Source organism: Roseateles albus, assembly GCF_028595345.1.
In the GTDB taxonomy this organism is placed as follows: Bacteria; Pseudomonadota; Gammaproteobacteria; order Burkholderiales; family Burkholderiaceae_C; genus Paucibacter_A; species Paucibacter_A albus.
Genome location: NZ_JAQQXT010000010.1, coordinates 67,832 through 85,313, shown reverse-complemented (window position 1 = coordinate 85,313; position 17,482 = coordinate 67,832). Strand labels below are relative to the sequence as shown.

The window sequence follows — 17,482 nt, the reverse complement described above, 5'->3', positions numbered from 1 at the left end:
ACCGATGCACGCGCGTCACAATCTTGTCGTAAATCAAAATGGCCAGCCGCAGGCTGCAGCAAACTGAAGCGATGACCAACAAGCTCGCGGCAATGACCGCGAGGCATGGAGACAAGACATGAACAAGCACGCCGCCGCCGCATGGCTGAACAGCATTGAAGCTACCGTGGACCAGATCCTGCAGCGCGTGCAGGGCGAGATCGTGATGGCCATACCGCTGGGCCTGGGCAAACCCAACCCCCTGGTTAACGCGCTATATCGACGCATTGCGGCCAGCCCCGAGCGCCGGCTCAAACTGTTCACCGCCCTGTCCCTGGAAAAACCCCAGGGCAAGTCCTCGCTGGAGGCGCATTTTCTGGAGCCGCTGGTCGAGCGCGTGTTTGGCGACTACCCCGACATGGACTATGTCAAGGCGCTGCGCGCCGGCACGCTGCCGCCCAATATCGAGGTCCATGAGTTCTTCATGAAGACCGGCGACTACCTCGGCAATGATGGCGCGCAGCAGGCCTTTGTCTGCACCAATTACAGCTTCGCGGTGCGCGACATGATGTCGCATGGCGTCAATGTGCTTGCGCAGGCGGTGGCGAGCCGCACCGGGGCCGACGGGCGCACCGAGTTTTCTCTGTCCTGCAACCCTGATCTGAGTTTTGATTTGATCGAGCGCATGCAAGCGCAGGGGCGGCCACTGCTGGCGGTGGCCATGGTCAACCATGAACTGCCCTTTATGCCCGGCAACGCGGTGGCCTCGCCTGACTTGTTTGGCCTGGTGCTGGATGGCCCGGGCTGCAGCCACACCATCTTCGCGCCGCCCAATGCGGCCATCAGCTGGGCCGACTACGCCATCGGCCTGCACGCGGCCAGCCTGGTGCCCGACGGCGGCACGCTGCAGATCGGCATTGGCTCGCTGGGCGACGCCATCGCGCAGGCCTTGATCGTGCGCGATGGAAATAGCGAGCATTTCAAGACCATCCTGAGCCCGCTTTGCCATGGCGAGCTGCAAGGGCGCGAGCTCGATAAGTTCGAGCAAGGCCTGTACGGCTGCTCGGAAATGTTCGTCAACGGCTTTATGCGTTTGATCGAGGCCGGCCTGATTCGCCGCCGCGTTTTCAGTGATCTGGATCTGCAAGAGTTGGCGCTGCAGGGGCGCATGCCGGCCAAGCCCAGCCTGCAGGTGCTGCAAGACCTGCTGCAGCGCGGGCGCATCAGCTCGCCGCTGCGCGAGGCCGACCTCGCCTTTCTGAGCCGGCACGGCATCCTCAAGGCCGGCGTGAACTGCAGCGCGGATCAGTTGCAGCTGGGCGAGCAGTCGATTCGCAATGATCTTCGGGATCCTGCCGCCCTGGCTGCCATCGAGGCTTGTTTGCTGGGGCCAAGCTGGCTGGGAGCGACCATCATGCATGGCGGTTTCTTCCTCGGGCCGCGCGACTTCTATCAGCGCCTGCGCGAGATGCCCGAGGAGCAGCTGGCCCTGATTGACATGACACGCATTGGCTTCATCAATGAACTCTACGGCGACTCCCTGGGCAGCGAAGCGCTCAAACGTGCGCAGCGCGTCAAGGCCCGCCTGATGAACACGACGATGAAGGTGACGCTGCTGGGGGCTGCGTCCTCGGACGGTATGGAGTCGGGGCAGATGGTGTCGGGCGTCGGCGGTCAGTACAACTTCGTCGCCATGGGCCATGCGCTGCCCGATGCGCGCGGTATTCTGATGTTGCGCTCTACCCATGACAACGCCGACGGGCTGCGCAGCAATATCGTCTGGAGCTATGCCAACTGCACCATTCCTCGCCATCTGCGCGACATCGTGATCACCGAATACGGCGTCGCTGACCTGCGCGGCTGCACCGATTCGGAATGCGTGAAACGCTTGCTCAATATTGCCGATTCGCGCTTCCAGACCGCGCTCTTGCACGAAGCGATTGCCCATGGCAAGTTAGAGGCGGACTACGAGATTCCCGCCGCCGCCCAGCGCAACAGCCCCGAGATGCTGCGCGAACATTTGCGCCCCTGGCGCAACAGCGGCGTGCTGCCGGACTTCCCCTTTGGCACCGACCTGACGGCGGACGAGCTGACCATCGTGCGCGCACTCAAGAAGCTCAAACACGCCAGCCACCATCCGCTTGAATTGGTCGGCATGATTTTGCAAAGCCTGAGCGGCGAGAAGCCCGTGCCGCCCGCCTACCTGGAACGCCTGGGCTTGGCCGACGCCAAGAGTTTCAAAGATTTGTTTGTGCGCAGACTGTTTGCCAGCAATCTTTAAGCCTCAGCCGGATGGCATTTTGAGCCGCCGCATACACTGCGGCCATGCCCAAAAACCCAGACCTCGCCACACCAAAAACCGGCAATCCACGCTCGCTCAGTGGTTTGCTGCCATTCTTGCAACCTTACCGTGGCCCCATTTTGGGCGCCTTGCTCTTCTTGGTGCTGGCCGCCATGGCCACCCTGGCCTTCCCGCTGGCTCTGCGCGGCCTGGTCGATCAAGGCATGGGAGGCAGCTCCACCAAGGGCACCCTCCAAAGCGGCGAGCGCTTGATGGCGATGCGCGAGCATTTCCTCGCCTTGTTCGCAGTTGGCGCCGCGCTGGGCGTGTTTTCGGCGGCACGTTTTTACGCCGTCACCTGGCTGGGTGAGCGCGTCACCGCCGACCTGCGCAATGCGGTCTATGGCCATGTGCTCAAGCAAAGCCCGGAATTCTTTGAAACCACCCAAACCGGCGAGGTCTTGAGCCGCATCACCACCGACACCACGGTGGTGCAAACCGTCGTCGGCTCCAGCTTCTCGATGGGCTTGCGCAGCCTGGTCATGGGCGTGGGGGCGATGGCCATGCTGATCGCCACCAATCCGCTGGTGATGACGCAGGTGCTGGGCATCTTGATCTTTGTGCTGCTGCCGGCCATCTACTTTGGCCGGCGGGTGCGCAAACTCAGCCGCTCGGCGCAAGACCGCGTCGCCGACACCAGCGCGATCGCCGCCGAGGTCTTGAACGCGGTGCCGGTGGTGCAAAGCTATACACAAGAAGCCGCTGAGGCCAGTCGTTTTGCGCAAGCCAGCGAAAACGCCTTCGAGACCGCCCGCAAGCGGGCCTTGGTGCGATCGGGGCTGGTGGCCTTCATCATCACCGCCACCTTCGCCGCGCTGCTGTGGGGCTTGTACCAGGGCACGCAGGCGGTCTTGGCGGGCAAGATTTCGGCAGGCCATCTGGGCCAGACCATTGTCTATGTGATTTTGCTGGTCAGCAGCGTGGCCGTGCTGGCCGAGGTCTACGGCGATGTGCTGCGCGCGGCCGGCGCCACCGAGCGATTGATGGAGTTGCTGGCCAGCCGCTCGCCGGTGGGTGAGCCTGCCCGGCCACAGGCGCTGCCGGTCATGCCGGGCGGCAGCGCGCTGCGCCTGGAGCAGGTGAGCTTCAACTACCCATCCCGCCCCAAGCAAGCTGCCTTGCAGGACTTTGCGCTCGACATCCAGCCCGGCGAAACCATCGCGCTGGTGGGCCCCAGCGGTGCTGGCAAGAGCACCGTGTTTCAGCTGCTCTTGCGCTTTTACGATGCTCAGAGCGGCCGCATCTTGCTGAACGAGGTGCCCACCGATCAGCTCAGCCTGGCGACGCTGCGGGCCGGCATTGGCCTGGTGCCCCAAGACAGCGTGATCTTCTCGACCAGCGCCATGGAAAACATCCGTTACGGGCGCCCCGGTGCCAGCGACGCCGAAGTCATCAAGGCGGCCGAGGCTGCGTTTGCCGATGACTTTATCCGCCGCCTGCCCGAGGGCTATGCGACGTTTCTGGGCGAGCGCGGCGTGAGGTTGTCGGGCGGCCAGCGACAACGCATCAGCATTGCACGCGCGATGCTGAAAAACCCACCGCTGCTGCTGCTGGACGAAGCCACCAGCGCGCTGGATGCCGAAAGCGAGAGGATGGTTCAAGCCGCACTTGAAGCGGCGATGCAGGACCGCACGACGCTGGTGATTGCGCACCGTCTGGCCACCGTGCAGCGCGCCGATCGCATCGTTGTAATGGAGCATGGCCGCATTGTGGATATCGGCAGCCATGCCGAGCTGAGCGCGCGCGGTGGGCTCTACGCCAGGCTGGCCGCGCTGCAATTTGATTTGCAGCCGGCTGCCGAGGCTTAAGCCGAGTCCTGAAGCCAGCGCTGTCTGTCGATGATTGACAGCCGCCGGTGCTTGCTCATTTTTTGATCTTCTTGGCGGCTGAGGCTGGGCTGGCCGGCGCTGAAGCGGCATGCTCCACGCTGACTGCCGATGCCTCAACCATGGCGACCCGCACCTCATCACCGACCTTCAACTTCTTGATGTCGACGCTCTCGGGCACGGGCACGGTGAAGGTGCGGTGCACGCCGCGCAAGGTCGCGGTATTGGCCTTGGCATCAAGTGCCTTGATGATGACCAGCATTTCCACGGTGCTGGACTCCGTGCGACCGGGCAGGCCGCCCACATCCGTTGTCGCCGAGGCGCTGGACTCCACCCGCTCGCGAATGCCACTTGAGCCGGCCTTGCTTCTAGGCTCCAGGCTGACCGCGATTGCGCTGGCATAACGAATCACCAGCTCGTCACCAACCTGCACCTTGTCCAGATTGTTAACGCTGGCCGGTACATCCATCTTGGTCAGCTTGCCCTTGGGATCACGCACCACGGCGGTCCGCTTGGCCAGGTCCAGCTCCACCACGCGCGCCCTGAATTCCAGCTCGCTGCCCTTCATCCGGGCCAGTTCGGTCTTGCCGGATACGGTTGATGTGACCAGGCCTTGCGCTTGAGCCGCATGGCCCAGGGCCAAGGCCATTGCGAATGAGAGCGAACCGAGAGTGAATAGCTTCATGAAAAATCCGTTCAGGTAGGGCGGTAGATCTTGCTCACTATTGGAGCACCGTTTAGTTTGATTCCATCAAGTCCAGCGCAGCAAGGGGGCGCAGCAGCAGATTTGCGCCCGAGTTAAAGGGCTGACCTTGTCGGTCCAATTGACGCAAACTGAGCTCGGCCGTCTGAGCTGTTTGGGCTTGAATCAGAAAATAGTTGCTCTGCTGCTGCTCATTCAGCAATTTCAGATGAAAGTAGCCTGGGCCTGGGCTTGAGCCGGCTTGGCTGACGCTCCATCGGCCCTGCTGCAGCAGCGGCAGCCCCGGCTTGCCCAGATAGCTTTGACGCATTCGGTAGACCCCGTCAGGCAGCAGGGTCAGCGTATGGGCGATGCCGGCACAGTCGGCGCAGGGCAAGACGCCGGCAAAACTTTGCGGCAAGCTCAGACCGGCCATGCCAGAGGCCTGGCGGGCGGGTTCCTGCCCCACCGAACTGCGCGCCACTGCCTGCAGCTGCAGCTCCAAAGGCTGGGCCGGCGCAGCATTCAGCACCGGGTAATGCTGGATGCTGGTAAACCGCAGTTGGCCGTCCACATGGATGGTGGCGCGCAGCGCGTAGCGATGCCTTGGATCGACCTGCGCCTTGGGCACCGTCAGCTTGAAGTCCAGCGCTGCTTGGCTACGCCCCAGCGGCCTGCTCAGCTCGGCCATCAGCTTGGCCGGCGCGTCGGCCAGCGACACATCTTCGATACGCACGGTGAAGACCGCCTGCGGCGGCAGCGCGATCCGCTCCCGATAGCTGGCTCGGCCCTGCACTTCAAACATCGCGCCCTCCCCGGCGGACGCGGCGCCGGAAGGTGCAGCGGCAATGGCCAAGCCCGGCCCGAAAGCGAGTGCGGCCAGCACGGCCGCGGCGCGCGTAAAAAATGCAAGTGCTGATCTATATTTCATGCGTCACCCGTCGGGCCGGCACAGCCCCGTGTATATCCTAACGGCTGAAGCGCTCAGCTTGGTAACGAGCTGCCGTTATAGTGGCCAAGCATACGTGGCCTTGCCCAGCCTTTTCGAGAAAAAGGGGCTGGCCCGGCTTCTTGAATTGGCAACAAAGAAAGACGCAACACCATGCGCAAGAACCTCGGCTTGACCAAGAGCGTCGCCCTATCCCTGCTGCTGGCCTTGCCGCTGGCGATGTTGATGAGCGCTTGCGAGAAGAAGGCGCCTCCCGCAGCGCCCAAACCGCCCCCGGCCGAGGTCAGGGTCGTGACTTCCCGCTCAGAGACCGTGCCGGTGGTGAACGAATATGTGGGCCGAGTGGCTGCGTTTCGCTCGGTCGAGGTGCGCGCCCGGGTCGAAGGCATTCTGGAGCAGCGCCATTTCGTCGAAGGCAGCGAGGTCAAGAAGGGGCAACTGCTGTACACGATTGACCCCACCCCTTACCGCATCGCTTTGAATGATGCGCTAGCCGATCAGGCCCGCTCCAGCGCCAATCTGGCGAGTGCGCGCTCAAAGGAAAAACGCCTGGCGCCGCTGGTCAAAGAGAACGCGATCAGCCAGCAAGACTATGAGGACGCGGTCACGGCGGTCAAGCAGACCGAGGCACAGCTGGCGGTTTCCGCCGCTAACGTCGAGCGCGCGCAGACCAATCTGGGCTACACCAAGGTCTTGGCGACCGAGTCGGGCAAGATAGGCGCCGCCTTGGTGCCCGAGGGCCGCCTGGTCGGGCGCGGTGAATCGACCCACCTGACCACGGTCGATCGGCTCGATCAGGTGTATGTCAATTTCAACGTCGCCGACCGTGACGCCTTGATCCTGCGCCGGGAGCTGAGTACGGGCCGCGTCAAAGAAGGCGCAGGCAGCGCCCAGGCGCGCATCTTCTTGCCCGACGGCAGTGAGTTCGAGCGCACCGGCAAGCTGGACTTTTCCGAGTCGCAGGTCAACCCCAGCACCGGCACCATCACCTTGCGCGTGGTGATGCCCAACCCCAAACAAAAGCTCCTGCCCGGCATGTATGTACGGGTGGTCTACACCTCGGGCGAGCGGCCAAACACCATTTTGATCCCGCAAAAAGCCGTCACCAAGACACCAACCGGCCATGTGGCCTGGGTGGTCGGGCCTGAGAACAAGGTCGAGCGCCGCGATCTGGTGGTGGGCGAATGGTTGAAGAGCGACTGGATCATCGAGAAGGGCCTGGGTGCGGGCGAAACCGTCGTGGTCGAAGGCCTGCAGCGCCTGCAGCAAGGCGCGGTGGTCAAGCCGACACCTTGGGTGCCCGGTGCTGCGCCCAGTGCGCCGGCCTCAGTCATCTCGGCAGCCTCCGCCGCCTCGCGATAAACCGGAGGCCTGATCATGGGATTTTTTGTCAAGCGCCCGGTCATGGCGACCGTCATCGCCTTGCTGTTCATGCTGATCGGCATTCTGGCCAGCACCCAGCTTGCGGTGGAGCAATACCCTAACGTCGCACCTCCCCAGGTGCAAATCACCGCCGTCTACCCCGGCGCCAGCCCAGAGACCCTGGAAACGACGGTCGCCGCGCCGCTGGAGCGCGAGATGAACGGCATCAGCGGCCTGCTCTATATGCAGAGCACCAGCTCGGCCAGCGGCTCGATGCAGCTGCAGATCTTCTTCCAGCCCGGCACCGATCTGGACCTGGCGGCGGTGGAAGTGAACAACCGCGCCAAGCGGGTCGAGTCGCTGCTGCCGCAAGAAGTCTTGCGCAATGGCCTGCGGGTGGACAAGACCAATCCGCAGATCCTGCAAGTGATCGTGATGCAGTCGGATGACCCGCGCTTTGATCGCACCTATATCGCCAATCTGGCCAATAGCCAGGTCATCAATGAGCTCAAGCGCCTGCCCGGCGCCGGCGATGTGACGCTGTTTGCCGCGCCCTATGCGATGCGCTTGTGGCTGGACCCGGACCGGCTCTCCAAATACCGCCTGACCGCCGCCGATGTCGGCAATGCGGTGCGCGAGCAAAACCAGAACTTCGCCGTCGGCGAGATCGGGCAGTCGCCCGCCGACAGCGGCCAAACCCTGACCTTCCCGGTTCAAACAGCCGGCGGTCTGACCGATGTCGAGCAGTTCAAGAACATCGTCATCCGTGCGCAGGCCGATGGCTCGGTGGTGCGCGTGCGCGACATCGCCCGGGTTGAGCTGGGAGCGGACGACTATCTGTTCGAGTCGCGCCTGAACGGCAAGCCGGCCGTCGCCATCGGCGTGTATCTGAGCCCGGGCGGCAATGCGCTGGAACTGTCCAAGGCCTTAAGGGTAAAGATGGATCAGCTGACGGCCTCCTTCCCACGCGAAATCAAATGGTCGGTCAGCTACGACACGACCAAATTCGTCACCGCCTCGGTGGAGCTGGTGGTGCATACCTTTATCGAGGCCTTCATCCTGGTGCTGGTGGTGGTCTATCTGTTCTTGGGCAGCATGCGCGCCACTATCATCCCGCTGCTGGCGATTCCGGTCTCCATCGTCGGCACCATGGCCGGCCTGCTGCTCGCCGGCTTCTCGATCAATATGCTGACGCTGTTCGGCCTGGTGCTGGCGATCGGCATCGTCGTGGACGACGCCATCGTCGTCGTCGAGGCGGTCGAGAAGATCATGCATGACGAGCATCTTGACGCCACCAGCGCGGCCATCAAGGCCATGCAAGGCATTGGCGGCGCCATCGTCGGCGTGACGGCGGTGATCTGTGCGGTGTTTGTGCCGATCGCTTTTCTGGGCGGCGTCACCGGCACGCTCTACAAGCAGTTCGCTATCACCATCACCTTCGCCACCCTGCTGTCGGCCATCACCGCGCTGACGCTAACGCCGGCCTTGTGCGCACTGATCCTCAAGCCCGGCATGACCAAGCTCAAGCCGATCCAGGTCTTCGACCGCTTTTTCGAGCGCGTCACCGGCGGCTATGTCAAGGGTGTCAAGCTGCTGCTGGCCCGCAAGCTGCTGGCCTGGGGCCTCTACGGCGGCATGATCGCCGGCGTGGTGTTCTTGTTCGGTGCGATTCCCGGCGGCTTTGTGCCCGAGGAAGACAAGGGCTCGATCTATGTGGCGGTTGACCTCCCGGCCGGCGCCTCGCCCGAGCGCACCCGCGAGGCCTTGATCAAGGCCGAGAAGATTCTGGCGAGCGAAGACTCGGTCCAGGACGCCACCGCGATTCTGGGTTTCTCGATCTTCTACCGCTATGCCAACCAGGCTTTCATCTTCGTCACGCTCAAGCCCTGGGCCGAGCGCAACACGCCGGAGACGCAGGTGGCCGGCTTGCTCAAGCGTCTGAACCGCAAGTTCTCGACCATTACCGAGGCGCGCGTGTTCGCCTTGAATGAGCCGCCGATCTCGGGCATGGGCAATGTGGCCGGTTTTGACTTGCGCCTGATCTCGCTCGACGGCGACCGTGCCAAGCTCAATGCAGCCACGCAGGCCTTGGTCGCCGCAGCCGCCAAAGACGAGCGCCTGGTCGGCACCCGCAGCGTCGCCGCACCCGATGTGCAGACGCTGTTCCTCGATGTGGACCGCAACAAGGCCAAGTCGCTGGGCGTGTCGGTGCCTGACCTGTACGCGACGGTGGGCACCTTGATGGGCTCCAACTTCATCAACCAGTTCACCGCCTTTGGTACCAATCTGAAGGTCAAGATGCAGGCCGAGCAGGCTTTCCGTTCGGACCCGGCCGCGCTGGAGCGCTTCCAACTGCGCAACGCCTCTGGCGAGTTGGTGCCCTTGGCGGCGCTGATGCGCACCGAGTGGCGCTCCGCGCCTATCGCCTTGACGCGCTACAACGGCTACCCCTCGATTCAAATCAACGGCGGGCCCGCACCCGGCCGCAGCTCGGGCGAGGCACTGGACGCGATGGAAGAGCTGGCCGCCCAGCATCTGCCCGAGGGCGTGGCTTTCGAGTGGTCGGGGCAATCCTTGCAGGAGCGCGTCGGCGGCTCGCAGTCGGCCGGCATTTTTGCGCTCTCACTGGTCTTTGTGTTCCTGTTCCTGGCCGCACTTTATGAGAGCTGGTCGCTGCCCGTTGCGGTGTTCCTGATCGTGCCTATCGCTATTCTGGGCGCGCTGCTGGCCCTGCTGCTGCGCGGCTCGCCCAATGATGTGTTCTTCCAGGTCAGTTTGATCACGCTGGTCGGTCTGGCGGGCAAGAACGGCATTCTGATCGTCGAATTTGCCAAGCAGCAATATGAAGCCGGCATGTCGGTGATGGACGCAGCCGTCGAAGCCGGCCGCCAGCGCCTGCGCCCGATTGTGATGACCTCGCTGGCCTTTATCCTGGGCGTGCTGCCCCTGGTCAAGGCCTCGGGCGCGGGTGCTGCCACGCAGCATTCGGTCGGTACCGGCATCTTGGGCGGCATGCTGGCCGCCACGCTGGTGGGGGTGTTTTTCACACCGCTGTTCTATGTGGCGATGATGAGTCTGTTCAAGCCCAAGACTGAAACAAAGCCCAAGCCTGGGCCCGAGCAAGCTGCGGAGGTGCAGCCATGAGACCCCATCGTCTGAACGGGCTCGCCCTGGCCGCCGCCCTGCTCTGCAGCGCCTGCGCCGCGCCCACCGCTGAGCTCGCCGGCTACGCGCCCCAGCCGGTGCAAATGCCCGGCCAATGGAACACCCCGACCAACGCCGCCAGCAGCCTGGCCGAGCGGCCGTTCGGTAGCCTGTTTAAGGATGCCGAGTTGGAAGCCTTGATCAAGGAGGCACTGAGCAATAACCGCGATATCCGCATCGCCGCCCAGCGCGTCGAGCTGGCGCGCGCGCAATACGGCCTGCAACGTTCTGCTGGCCTGCCCAACCTGGGCGCAGACGCCAGCGCCACCCGCAGTCAAGCGCCCAGCGGCCTGAGTGCGACCGAGAACCTGACATCCAGCAGCTACCGCTTGGGCCTGGCGATGCCGGCTTGGGAAATCGATTTGTGGGGCCGTATTGCTTCGCTGTCAGACGCGGCCTTGAACAATGTGCGCGCCAGTGAGGCGCTGCGGCATTTCGTAGAGGTCGGACTGGTGTCTCAGGTAGCGGCCGGCTGGCTGAACTTGCTGGAATACGACCAGTCGCTGCTGATCGCCGAGCGCACCCGGGTCTCGCGCGTCGAGTCGCTGCGCATCGTCACACTGCGCTTCAATGCCGGCGTGGTCTCCAAGGTCGATGTGACACAGGCCGAAACCTCGCTGGCCCAGGCGCAGGCTGCCTATGCCCAGCTGCAGCAAAAGCGCGGTTTGCAAGAGAACGCCTTGTCGCAGCTCGCCGGGCGCAACCCCGGCCCCTTGCGGGTCAGCAAGCCGCTGGAGCGGCATGAATTGCCGCAGGCGCTGCCGGCCGGCATTCCGTCCGATTTGCTGACACGCCGCCCCGATGTGCGCGCCGCCGAACTGAGCCTGGCTGCCACGCAGGCCAATGTGGAGGCTGCGCGCAAGGCCTTCCTGCCCAGCATCTCGCTGACTGGCTTTTTGGGCTTTATCAGCCCGCAGCTGAGTCAGCTGATTGATGGCGACCGGCAGGCTTACACCATCTCGCCCGCCGTCACCCTGCCGCTATTCACCGGCGGGCGGCTGAGCAGCAATTTGCAGGCAGCCGAGGCTCAGCAGCGGATTGCGACCGAGGACTACGCACGCACCACGCAAGGCGCTTTGCGCGAAGTTGAAGACGCTTTGGTGCGCTTTCAACGCCTGCGCGAGCAGCAGGCCGCCATGCAAACCATCGTGAAAGCCAGCCAGGAGCGGCTGCGCCTGGTGGACCTGCGCTACGTCAACGGTATATCGAGTTACTTCGAGGTGCTGGACTCGCAGCGCCAGTTGTTCGACGCCGAGCTGCAGCTGACCCAGCTGACCAGCGGCGCCTATGCAGCGGTGATCGAGCTGTACCGGGCCTTGGGCGGCGGCTGGACGCCACAGGGCTAAGCCGCGCCCAGAAACCAGCGCCGGTTCACTCCTGAACCGGCCCGGTCAAGCCCCATTGCCCGCTGGGCTGCTTGCAAAAGCGGAACACGCCCTCGTCGCGCTGGTTGCCCCAGCTGTTTTGGATGCGCAGATTGCGGCAGTCCATATCGCGGAACCTGCCGCGCGCCAAGGGCGTGACGACGCCCTTGGCACGGCTCTTGTCGCTCTTCCACTCAAAGCTCTGCCCTTCGGTCTCGGCTACCACCGCCTTGTCGATCTGCGCCCGCATCAACGCCTGATCGGCCGCGCTGAAGCGGGAAAAGGCCGAGTTGTTCATGGCGCGCAGATTGCTATTGGCCTGCGCTGGTGCAATGAAAACCGCCGTTAGGCTCAGAAGTAGAAGTAAGGCTTTGATGATGACACCTGTGCTGGCTGTGGGACTGCCCGACAGAATACTGCATCCCATAGAATTCGCCCCCATGAACAGCCCAAGCTCCAGCCCCATCCTCAGCCATTCAGCGCGCCCGGTCCGCAGCCAGTACGAGGACTTCATGCGCCATGTCTTCAAGCATGGTGCGGCCAAGACCGACCGCACCGGCACCGGCACGCGCAGCGTGTTTGGCCAGCAGCTGCGCTTTGACCTGAACGAAGGCTTCCCGCTGGTGACGACCAAGAAAGTCCACCTGAAGTCCATCATTCTGGAGCTGTTGTGGTTTTTGCGCGGTGACTCCAACGTGAAATGGCTGCAAGAGCGCGGCTGCACGATCTGGAACGAATGGGCCCGCGAGGACGGCGACCTTGGGCCCGTCTACGGCGTGCAGTGGCGCAACTGGCCCAAGCCCACTCCTGACGATCCTTGTGGCCACATCGACCAGATCGCCGAAGTCGTCAAACAGCTCAAGACCAACCCCGATTCGCGCCGCATCATCGTCAGCGCCTGGAATGTGGCTGACCTGGATCAGATGGCGCTGATGCCTTGCCACGCCTTCTTCCAGTTCTATGTCGCCGACGGCAAGCTGTCCTGCCAGCTTTACCAGCGCAGCGCTGATATCTTTCTGGGCGTGCCCTTCAATATCGCCAGTTATGCCCTCTTGACCCAAATGCTGGCGCAGCAATGCGATCTGGCCCTGGGCGATTTCATCTGGACCGGCGGCGACTGCCATATCTACAGCAACCATTTCGAGCAGGTGCAGACGCAGCTCGCCCGCGAGCCGCGCGCTTATCCGACTATGACGATCAAGCGCCGGCCGGCCTCGATCTTCGACTACGAATTCGATGACTTCGAGCTGAGCGGCTACGACCCGCACCCCGCCATCAAGGGCGCGGTGGCGGTATGAGGCGGCCGGAAATCAGCTTGATCGCAGGCGTGGCCCAAGACGGCGCGATCGGCCGGGGCAATGAGTTGCTTTGGCGTTTGCCGGCCGATCTGGCCCGCTTCAAGGCGCTGACACTGGGCCACGCCGTCATCATGGGGCGCAAAACCTGGGACTCGTTGCCGGCCAAGTTCAGGCCGCTGCCCGCCAGGCGCAATTTGGTGCTGACGCGCAAGCTAGACGCAGCACTTGACGGTGCCGAAGTCTGCACAAGCTTGGACGCTGCCCTGGCCGCCTGTGCGGGCCAAGAGCGCGTGTTCGTCATCGGCGGCGCCGAGATCTATGCGCTGGCCCTGCCGCTGGCGGACCGGCTGGAGCTGACCGAGGTGGGACAGGCCTATCCGGATGCGGACAGCTTCTTCCCGCTCTGGGACAAAGCGACCTTCAGCGAAGTGGCACGCGAGCCAGGCCAGAGCCCGGACGGTTTGCGCTACGACTTCGTCAGCTATCAAAAACACATCTGATTCAAAAAAAGAGGGAACACGCTATGTCAGGACACGGCTTTCACGTTCACGGCCCGCATGACCATGAGGTCGAACATGCGGCCCAGCATGAACCCAAGGGCATGGCCGGCAAACTGGCGGTCGTGACCGCCATCTTGGCCACCATCGGTGCCAGCTTCTCCTATATGGGCGGGGCGACCCAGGCCAATGCCGGGCTTTACAAAAACGAGGCCGCGATCAAGAAGACCGAGGCCGCCAACCAATGGGCCTTCTACCAGGCCAAGAGCAGCAAGCAGAATCTGGCCGAGTTGGCGGTAGAGATCGTCGGCGAGGACAAAAAAGCCCGCTACCGCGAAGACATCGAACGCTACAAGAAAGAAAAGGCCGAGATCAAGGACAAGGCCGAGAAGTTGGAGGCTGAGTCCAGCGACTGGAACCATCAAAGCGATGAGCAAATCCATTTGCATCACCGTTGGGCGCAGGCCACGACGGTCTTGCAGGTCTCGATCGCGATGGCCGCGATTGCGCTGCTGACCAAAAACCGCTGGATGACGGCCGTCACCCTGGTGCTGGGCACGGCGGGCATTGTGCTGGGCGCCCTGGCCTGGCTGCATATTTGAGCAGCGCTGACTCAGGGCACAAGCCTAGTTGCTAGTGCCTGATTTGAGCGGCGCATCTAAATCGGTCGGTATTTACCCTTGAGTTGAGGCAAGGGGATGGAGAAGTCTTGCCGACAGACTCATACTGTTCGCTGACCCCCCGCTCTTTCCATGACTTCCGACCACAAATCCACCCAGACCAAGGCCGAGAACGCAGTCCCAGCGGCTCCGGCAGCACCTGCTTTGGCCGCTATGGGCGCTCCGGTGGCTGTGTCCCTGCCAAGCAGCGCGGCGGCCGATGCCAGGCCTGCGCTGGCCATCGTGGGCATTGGCGCCTCAGCCGGCGGCCTGGAGGCCTTCGAGGCCTTTTTCAAGGCCTGCCCGGGCGACACCGGCCTGGGCTTTGTGCTGGTGCCGCATCTGGACCCCGACCACGAGAGCTTGCTGGTCGAGATCCTGCAGCGCAGCACCGCCATGCCGGTGCTGCAGGCGCTGGACGAAACCTTTGTTGCGGCCAATCACGTCTACATCATTCCGCCCAACCGCGATATGGCCATCCTGGGCGGCGAGTTGCAGCTGACGCTGCCGGAGGTGGCGCGCGGCAAGCGCATGCCGATCGACGGTTTCATGCGTTCGCTGGCGGCTGATCAGCGCGGGCGCGCCATAGGCATCGTCTTGTCGGGTACCGCCAGTGACGGCACGCAGGGGCTGGCCGCCATCCTCGACGTCGGCGGCACCAGCCTGGTGCAAGACCCCGGCAGCGCGCGCTATGACGGTATGCCGCAAAGTGCGATCAAGGCCGGGGTAGCGAAGCAGGTCTTGCTGCCAGAGCAAATGCCGGCCCAGTTGATGCGCTTGCTCAAGCAAATTGCTGCCGCGCCCCGGCTGACGGCGCTGGCGGCGACAGTGCCGGTCAGAACGCTCAACGCGCTCAACAAGATCTTGCTGCAGTTGCGCGCCAGCACGGGACATGATTTTTCGCTCTACAAAAAGAGCACCATAGGCCGGCGCATCCAGCGCCGCATGACCTTGCATCAAATCGACGACGACCTCGTCTATGCGCGCTACCTGAAGGAAAACCCGGGCGAGGCACAGCTCTTGTTCCGCGAGTTGCTGATCAATGTGACCAGCTTCTTCCGCGACCCTGAGGCCTTTGTGATGCTCAAGCAGACCCTGCTGCCGCCGCTGCTGGAGGGCAAGCCGGCGCACAGCGTCTTCCGGGTCTGGGTGGCCGGCTGCTCCACCGGCGAAGAAGCCTATTCCATCGCCATGATCATGCATGAGCTGCAAAGCGAGCTCTTGTCCAGCAACGCGCAAGGCCTGACCCTGCAGATCTACGCCACCGATCTGGATGATGAGGCGATCGCTGTGGCACGAGCCGGCCGCTACCCCAGCAGCATCGCGCTGGACGTGTCGCCCGAGCGCCTGCGCCGTTTCTTCACCAAGGAGGCTGATGGCAGCTACAAGGTCAAAAAAGAAATTCGCGACTCGGTCGTGTTTGCGGTGCAAAACGTCATCAAGGACCCGCCCTTCACCCGGCTGGATCTGCTGAGCTGCCGCAATCTGATGATCTACCTGGAACCCGAGTTGCAGCAGCGGCTGATCAACACCTTTCATTACGCGCTGCGGCCCAATGGTTTGTTGTTCTTGTCCACCTCGGAGAGCATCACCAATCAGCCCGAGCTGTTTTCGCCGCTTGATCGCAAATGGAAGTTCTACCAAGCCCGGCATGACGGGCGCGCGCAGCGCGAGCACGGGCGTGTGCCCATAGGCCCTATCTCTATGCTTGCCGCGCCCCCGCAAGCCGGCATCACAGGAGGCGATTTGAATCCGAAAGAAACCCTAGCCACAAGCACCGGCAAGTTGAGCGCCCAGATTGCCGACATCAGCAACCGCTCGCTCTTGCAGGCCTTTGCACCTGCCTCGGTCACCACCGACAGTGACGGCAACATCCTCTACATCCACGGCGACACCGGCCGCTACCTGCGCCCGGCCCCCGGCCCGGCCAGCTTCAATGTGCTGCAGATGGCGCGCGAGGGCCTGCAAGGTGGCTTGCGCACGGCCCTCTTGCAGGCGGCAGCGGGCGCTGCAGGTGCGGCGAGTGGGCTTGCTGGTGGAACAGGCTTGCCGCAGGGCGCGCTGTCCTGGCCCAGCGAGCTGGCCATGGTCAAGACCAATGGCGGTTTTTCGCCGGTTCGCTTCAGCGTGCGTGCACTGCCCCGACTGGCCAACCAGCCGGCGATGCTGCTGGTCAGCTTCGAGGAAGCGCCCGAGGCGCCCGAGCCGAGCACGCTCAGCGTGGCATGCGACGGCAGCGTCGAACAGGCGCGCATCAAGGAGCTGGAGTTAAAGCTCAACTACGCCAACGAGACGCTGCAAACCACCCATGAGGAGCAGCAGGCCTTCAACGAGGAACTCAAATCCACCAATGAGGAGCTGCAGTCCACCAACGAAGAGCTGCAATCCTCCAATGAGGAGCTGGAAACCTCCAAGGAGGAGTTGCAGTCGCTCAACGAGGAAACCATCACCGTCAACGCCGAGCTGAACAGCCGCATCGAGCAGCTGACCAGCGTGCAAAACGATATGAAGAATCTGCTGGACAGCATAGGCTCCGGCACCCTCTTCCTCGATCACAGCTTGTGCATTCGCCGCTTCACGCCGGCCACGCTAAAGATCTACCGCCTGATCCCCAGCGATGTGGGCCGCCCTTTGAGCGACATCACTTGCAATCTCGATGCCGCCCAGCACCAAGCCATGCAGGCCGACCTGCAAAGCGTGCTGGACAGCCTGATACCGATCGAGCGCGAAGTCAGCACCGCCGATGGCACCTGGCACCTGAGTCGTATCCAGCCCTACCGCACGCTGGACAATGTGATCGAGGGTGTGGTGCTGACCTTCACCGATGTGAGCGAATTCAAGCGCGCCCATATGGCCGCAGCCCAGGCTGCCGTCGAGCTGACTGCAGCCAAGCAAGCGGCCACTCAACTAACGCTGCAGCTGAGCGTGCAATTGGCGCGCGAGCTGGCCGAAGGCATTGTCAACACCGTCAGCGAGCCGCTGCTGGTGCTGGACGCGGCGCTGCAAGTGGTGTCGGCCAGCCGCAGCTTTTACGCGTATTTCAAGGTCGAGGCCGCCGACACGGTCGGGCGCAAGCTCTTCGAGCTTGGCAATGGCCAATGGGCGATCCCTGCGCTGCGCGATTTGCTGGAAAACATCTTGCCCAAGAACCGCACGCTGGACGGCTATGAGGTCAAGCACGACTTCCCCGGTCTCGGGCCGCGCCGCATGGTTTTGAATGCGCGCCGCATCGTCACCTCGGCCGGTGACACCGAGCTGATCTTGCTGGCGATGGTCGCCATCGAGACGATGGCCGCCGGCTGACTTTATTTACCAACCCTG

12 protein-coding genes are annotated in these 17,482 nt (G+C 63.2%); 9 read left to right on the top strand and 3 right to left on the bottom strand.

Features of this window, described 5'->3' with window-relative positions:
• Positions 1–118: 118 nt before the first annotated feature.
• Both PRZ03_RS16205 and PRZ03_RS16200 read left to right on the top strand, forming a co-directional pair.
• The gene (locus tag PRZ03_RS16205) at positions 119–2,260 is read left to right on the top strand and encodes an acetyl-CoA hydrolase/transferase C-terminal domain-containing protein (protein WP_273601310.1); all 2,142 of its coding nucleotides are present in this window, start codon (positions 119–121) and stop codon (positions 2,258–2,260) included.
• 44 nt (positions 2,261–2,304) lie between these two features.
• Positions 2,305–4,128, top strand: coding sequence for an ABC transporter transmembrane domain-containing protein (locus PRZ03_RS16200; RefSeq protein WP_273601308.1), 1,824 nt, complete (start codon positions 2,305–2,307; stop codon positions 4,126–4,128).
• A gap of 55 nt (positions 4,129–4,183) precedes the next feature.
• Here the strand turns inward: PRZ03_RS16200 and PRZ03_RS16195 are convergent, their stop codons facing one another.
• Together PRZ03_RS16195 and PRZ03_RS16190 are read right to left on the bottom strand one after the other, a co-directional pair.
• Positions 4,184–4,831: a hypothetical protein gene (locus PRZ03_RS16195; protein WP_263535197.1), complete on the bottom strand. Its 648-nt coding sequence runs from the start codon at positions 4,829–4,831 to the stop codon at positions 4,184–4,186.
• Positions 4,832–4,883: 52 nt separating this feature from the next.
• Positions 4,884–5,759, bottom strand: coding sequence for a YbaY family lipoprotein (locus tag PRZ03_RS16190; protein WP_273601307.1), 876 nt, complete (start codon positions 5,757–5,759; stop codon positions 4,884–4,886).
• A 171-nt stretch (positions 5,760–5,930) separates the two neighbouring features.
• Between PRZ03_RS16190 and PRZ03_RS16185 the strand changes: the two genes are divergently transcribed.
• Genes PRZ03_RS16185 through PRZ03_RS16175 form a run of 3 tightly spaced genes read left to right on the top strand, consistent with a single transcriptional unit; the run spans position 5,931 to position 11,689 of the window.
• A complete protein-coding gene (locus PRZ03_RS16185; protein ID WP_273601306.1) occupies positions 5,931–7,139 on the top strand; it encodes an efflux RND transporter periplasmic adaptor subunit in 1,209 nt (402 codons plus the stop codon).
• Between the two features lie 15 nt (positions 7,140–7,154).
• Positions 7,155–10,283, top strand: a complete 3,129-nt coding sequence (locus PRZ03_RS16180) for a multidrug efflux RND transporter permease subunit (protein ID WP_273601305.1) — start codon at positions 7,155–7,157, stop codon at positions 10,281–10,283.
• On the top strand, positions 10,280–11,689 hold the full coding sequence (locus PRZ03_RS16175) for an efflux transporter outer membrane subunit (RefSeq protein WP_273601304.1): 1,410 nt from the start codon (positions 10,280–10,282) through the stop codon (positions 11,687–11,689). Before PRZ03_RS16180 ends, PRZ03_RS16175 begins: the two co-directional genes overlap by 4 nt.
• Before the next feature lie 25 nt (positions 11,690–11,714).
• On the opposite strand, the gene PRZ03_RS16170 is transcribed toward PRZ03_RS16175, so the two are convergent.
• Entirely contained in the window at positions 11,715–12,134 is a 420-nt protein-coding gene (locus PRZ03_RS16170; protein WP_273601303.1) for an RT0821/Lpp0805 family surface protein, read from the bottom strand.
• 13 nt (positions 12,135–12,147) lie between these two features.
• Here PRZ03_RS16170 and PRZ03_RS16165 point away from each other — a divergent pair, with 13 nt between their 5' ends.
• From PRZ03_RS16165 to PRZ03_RS16150, 4 genes are all read left to right on the top strand, one after another.
• Positions 12,148–13,005 carry a thymidylate synthase gene (locus PRZ03_RS16165; protein ID WP_263535203.1) on the top strand — a complete coding sequence of 286 codons (858 nt, stop codon included), beginning with the start codon at positions 12,148–12,150 and terminating at the stop codon, positions 13,003–13,005.
• Complete coding sequence (locus PRZ03_RS16160) at positions 13,002–13,505, top strand: dihydrofolate reductase (protein WP_273601302.1); 504 nt, start codon at positions 13,002–13,004, stop codon at positions 13,503–13,505. The genes PRZ03_RS16165 and PRZ03_RS16160 overlap by 4 nt, the downstream gene beginning before the upstream one ends.
• Before the next feature lie 23 nt (positions 13,506–13,528).
• Complete coding sequence (locus PRZ03_RS16155) at positions 13,529–14,104, top strand: DUF4337 domain-containing protein (protein ID WP_263535205.1); 576 nt, start codon at positions 13,529–13,531, stop codon at positions 14,102–14,104.
• A gap of 150 nt (positions 14,105–14,254) precedes the next feature.
• Entirely contained in the window at positions 14,255–17,464 is a 3,210-nt protein-coding gene (locus PRZ03_RS16150; protein ID WP_273601301.1) for a CheR family methyltransferase, read from the top strand.
• The last annotated feature ends 18 nt before the right edge of the window (positions 17,465–17,482 follow it).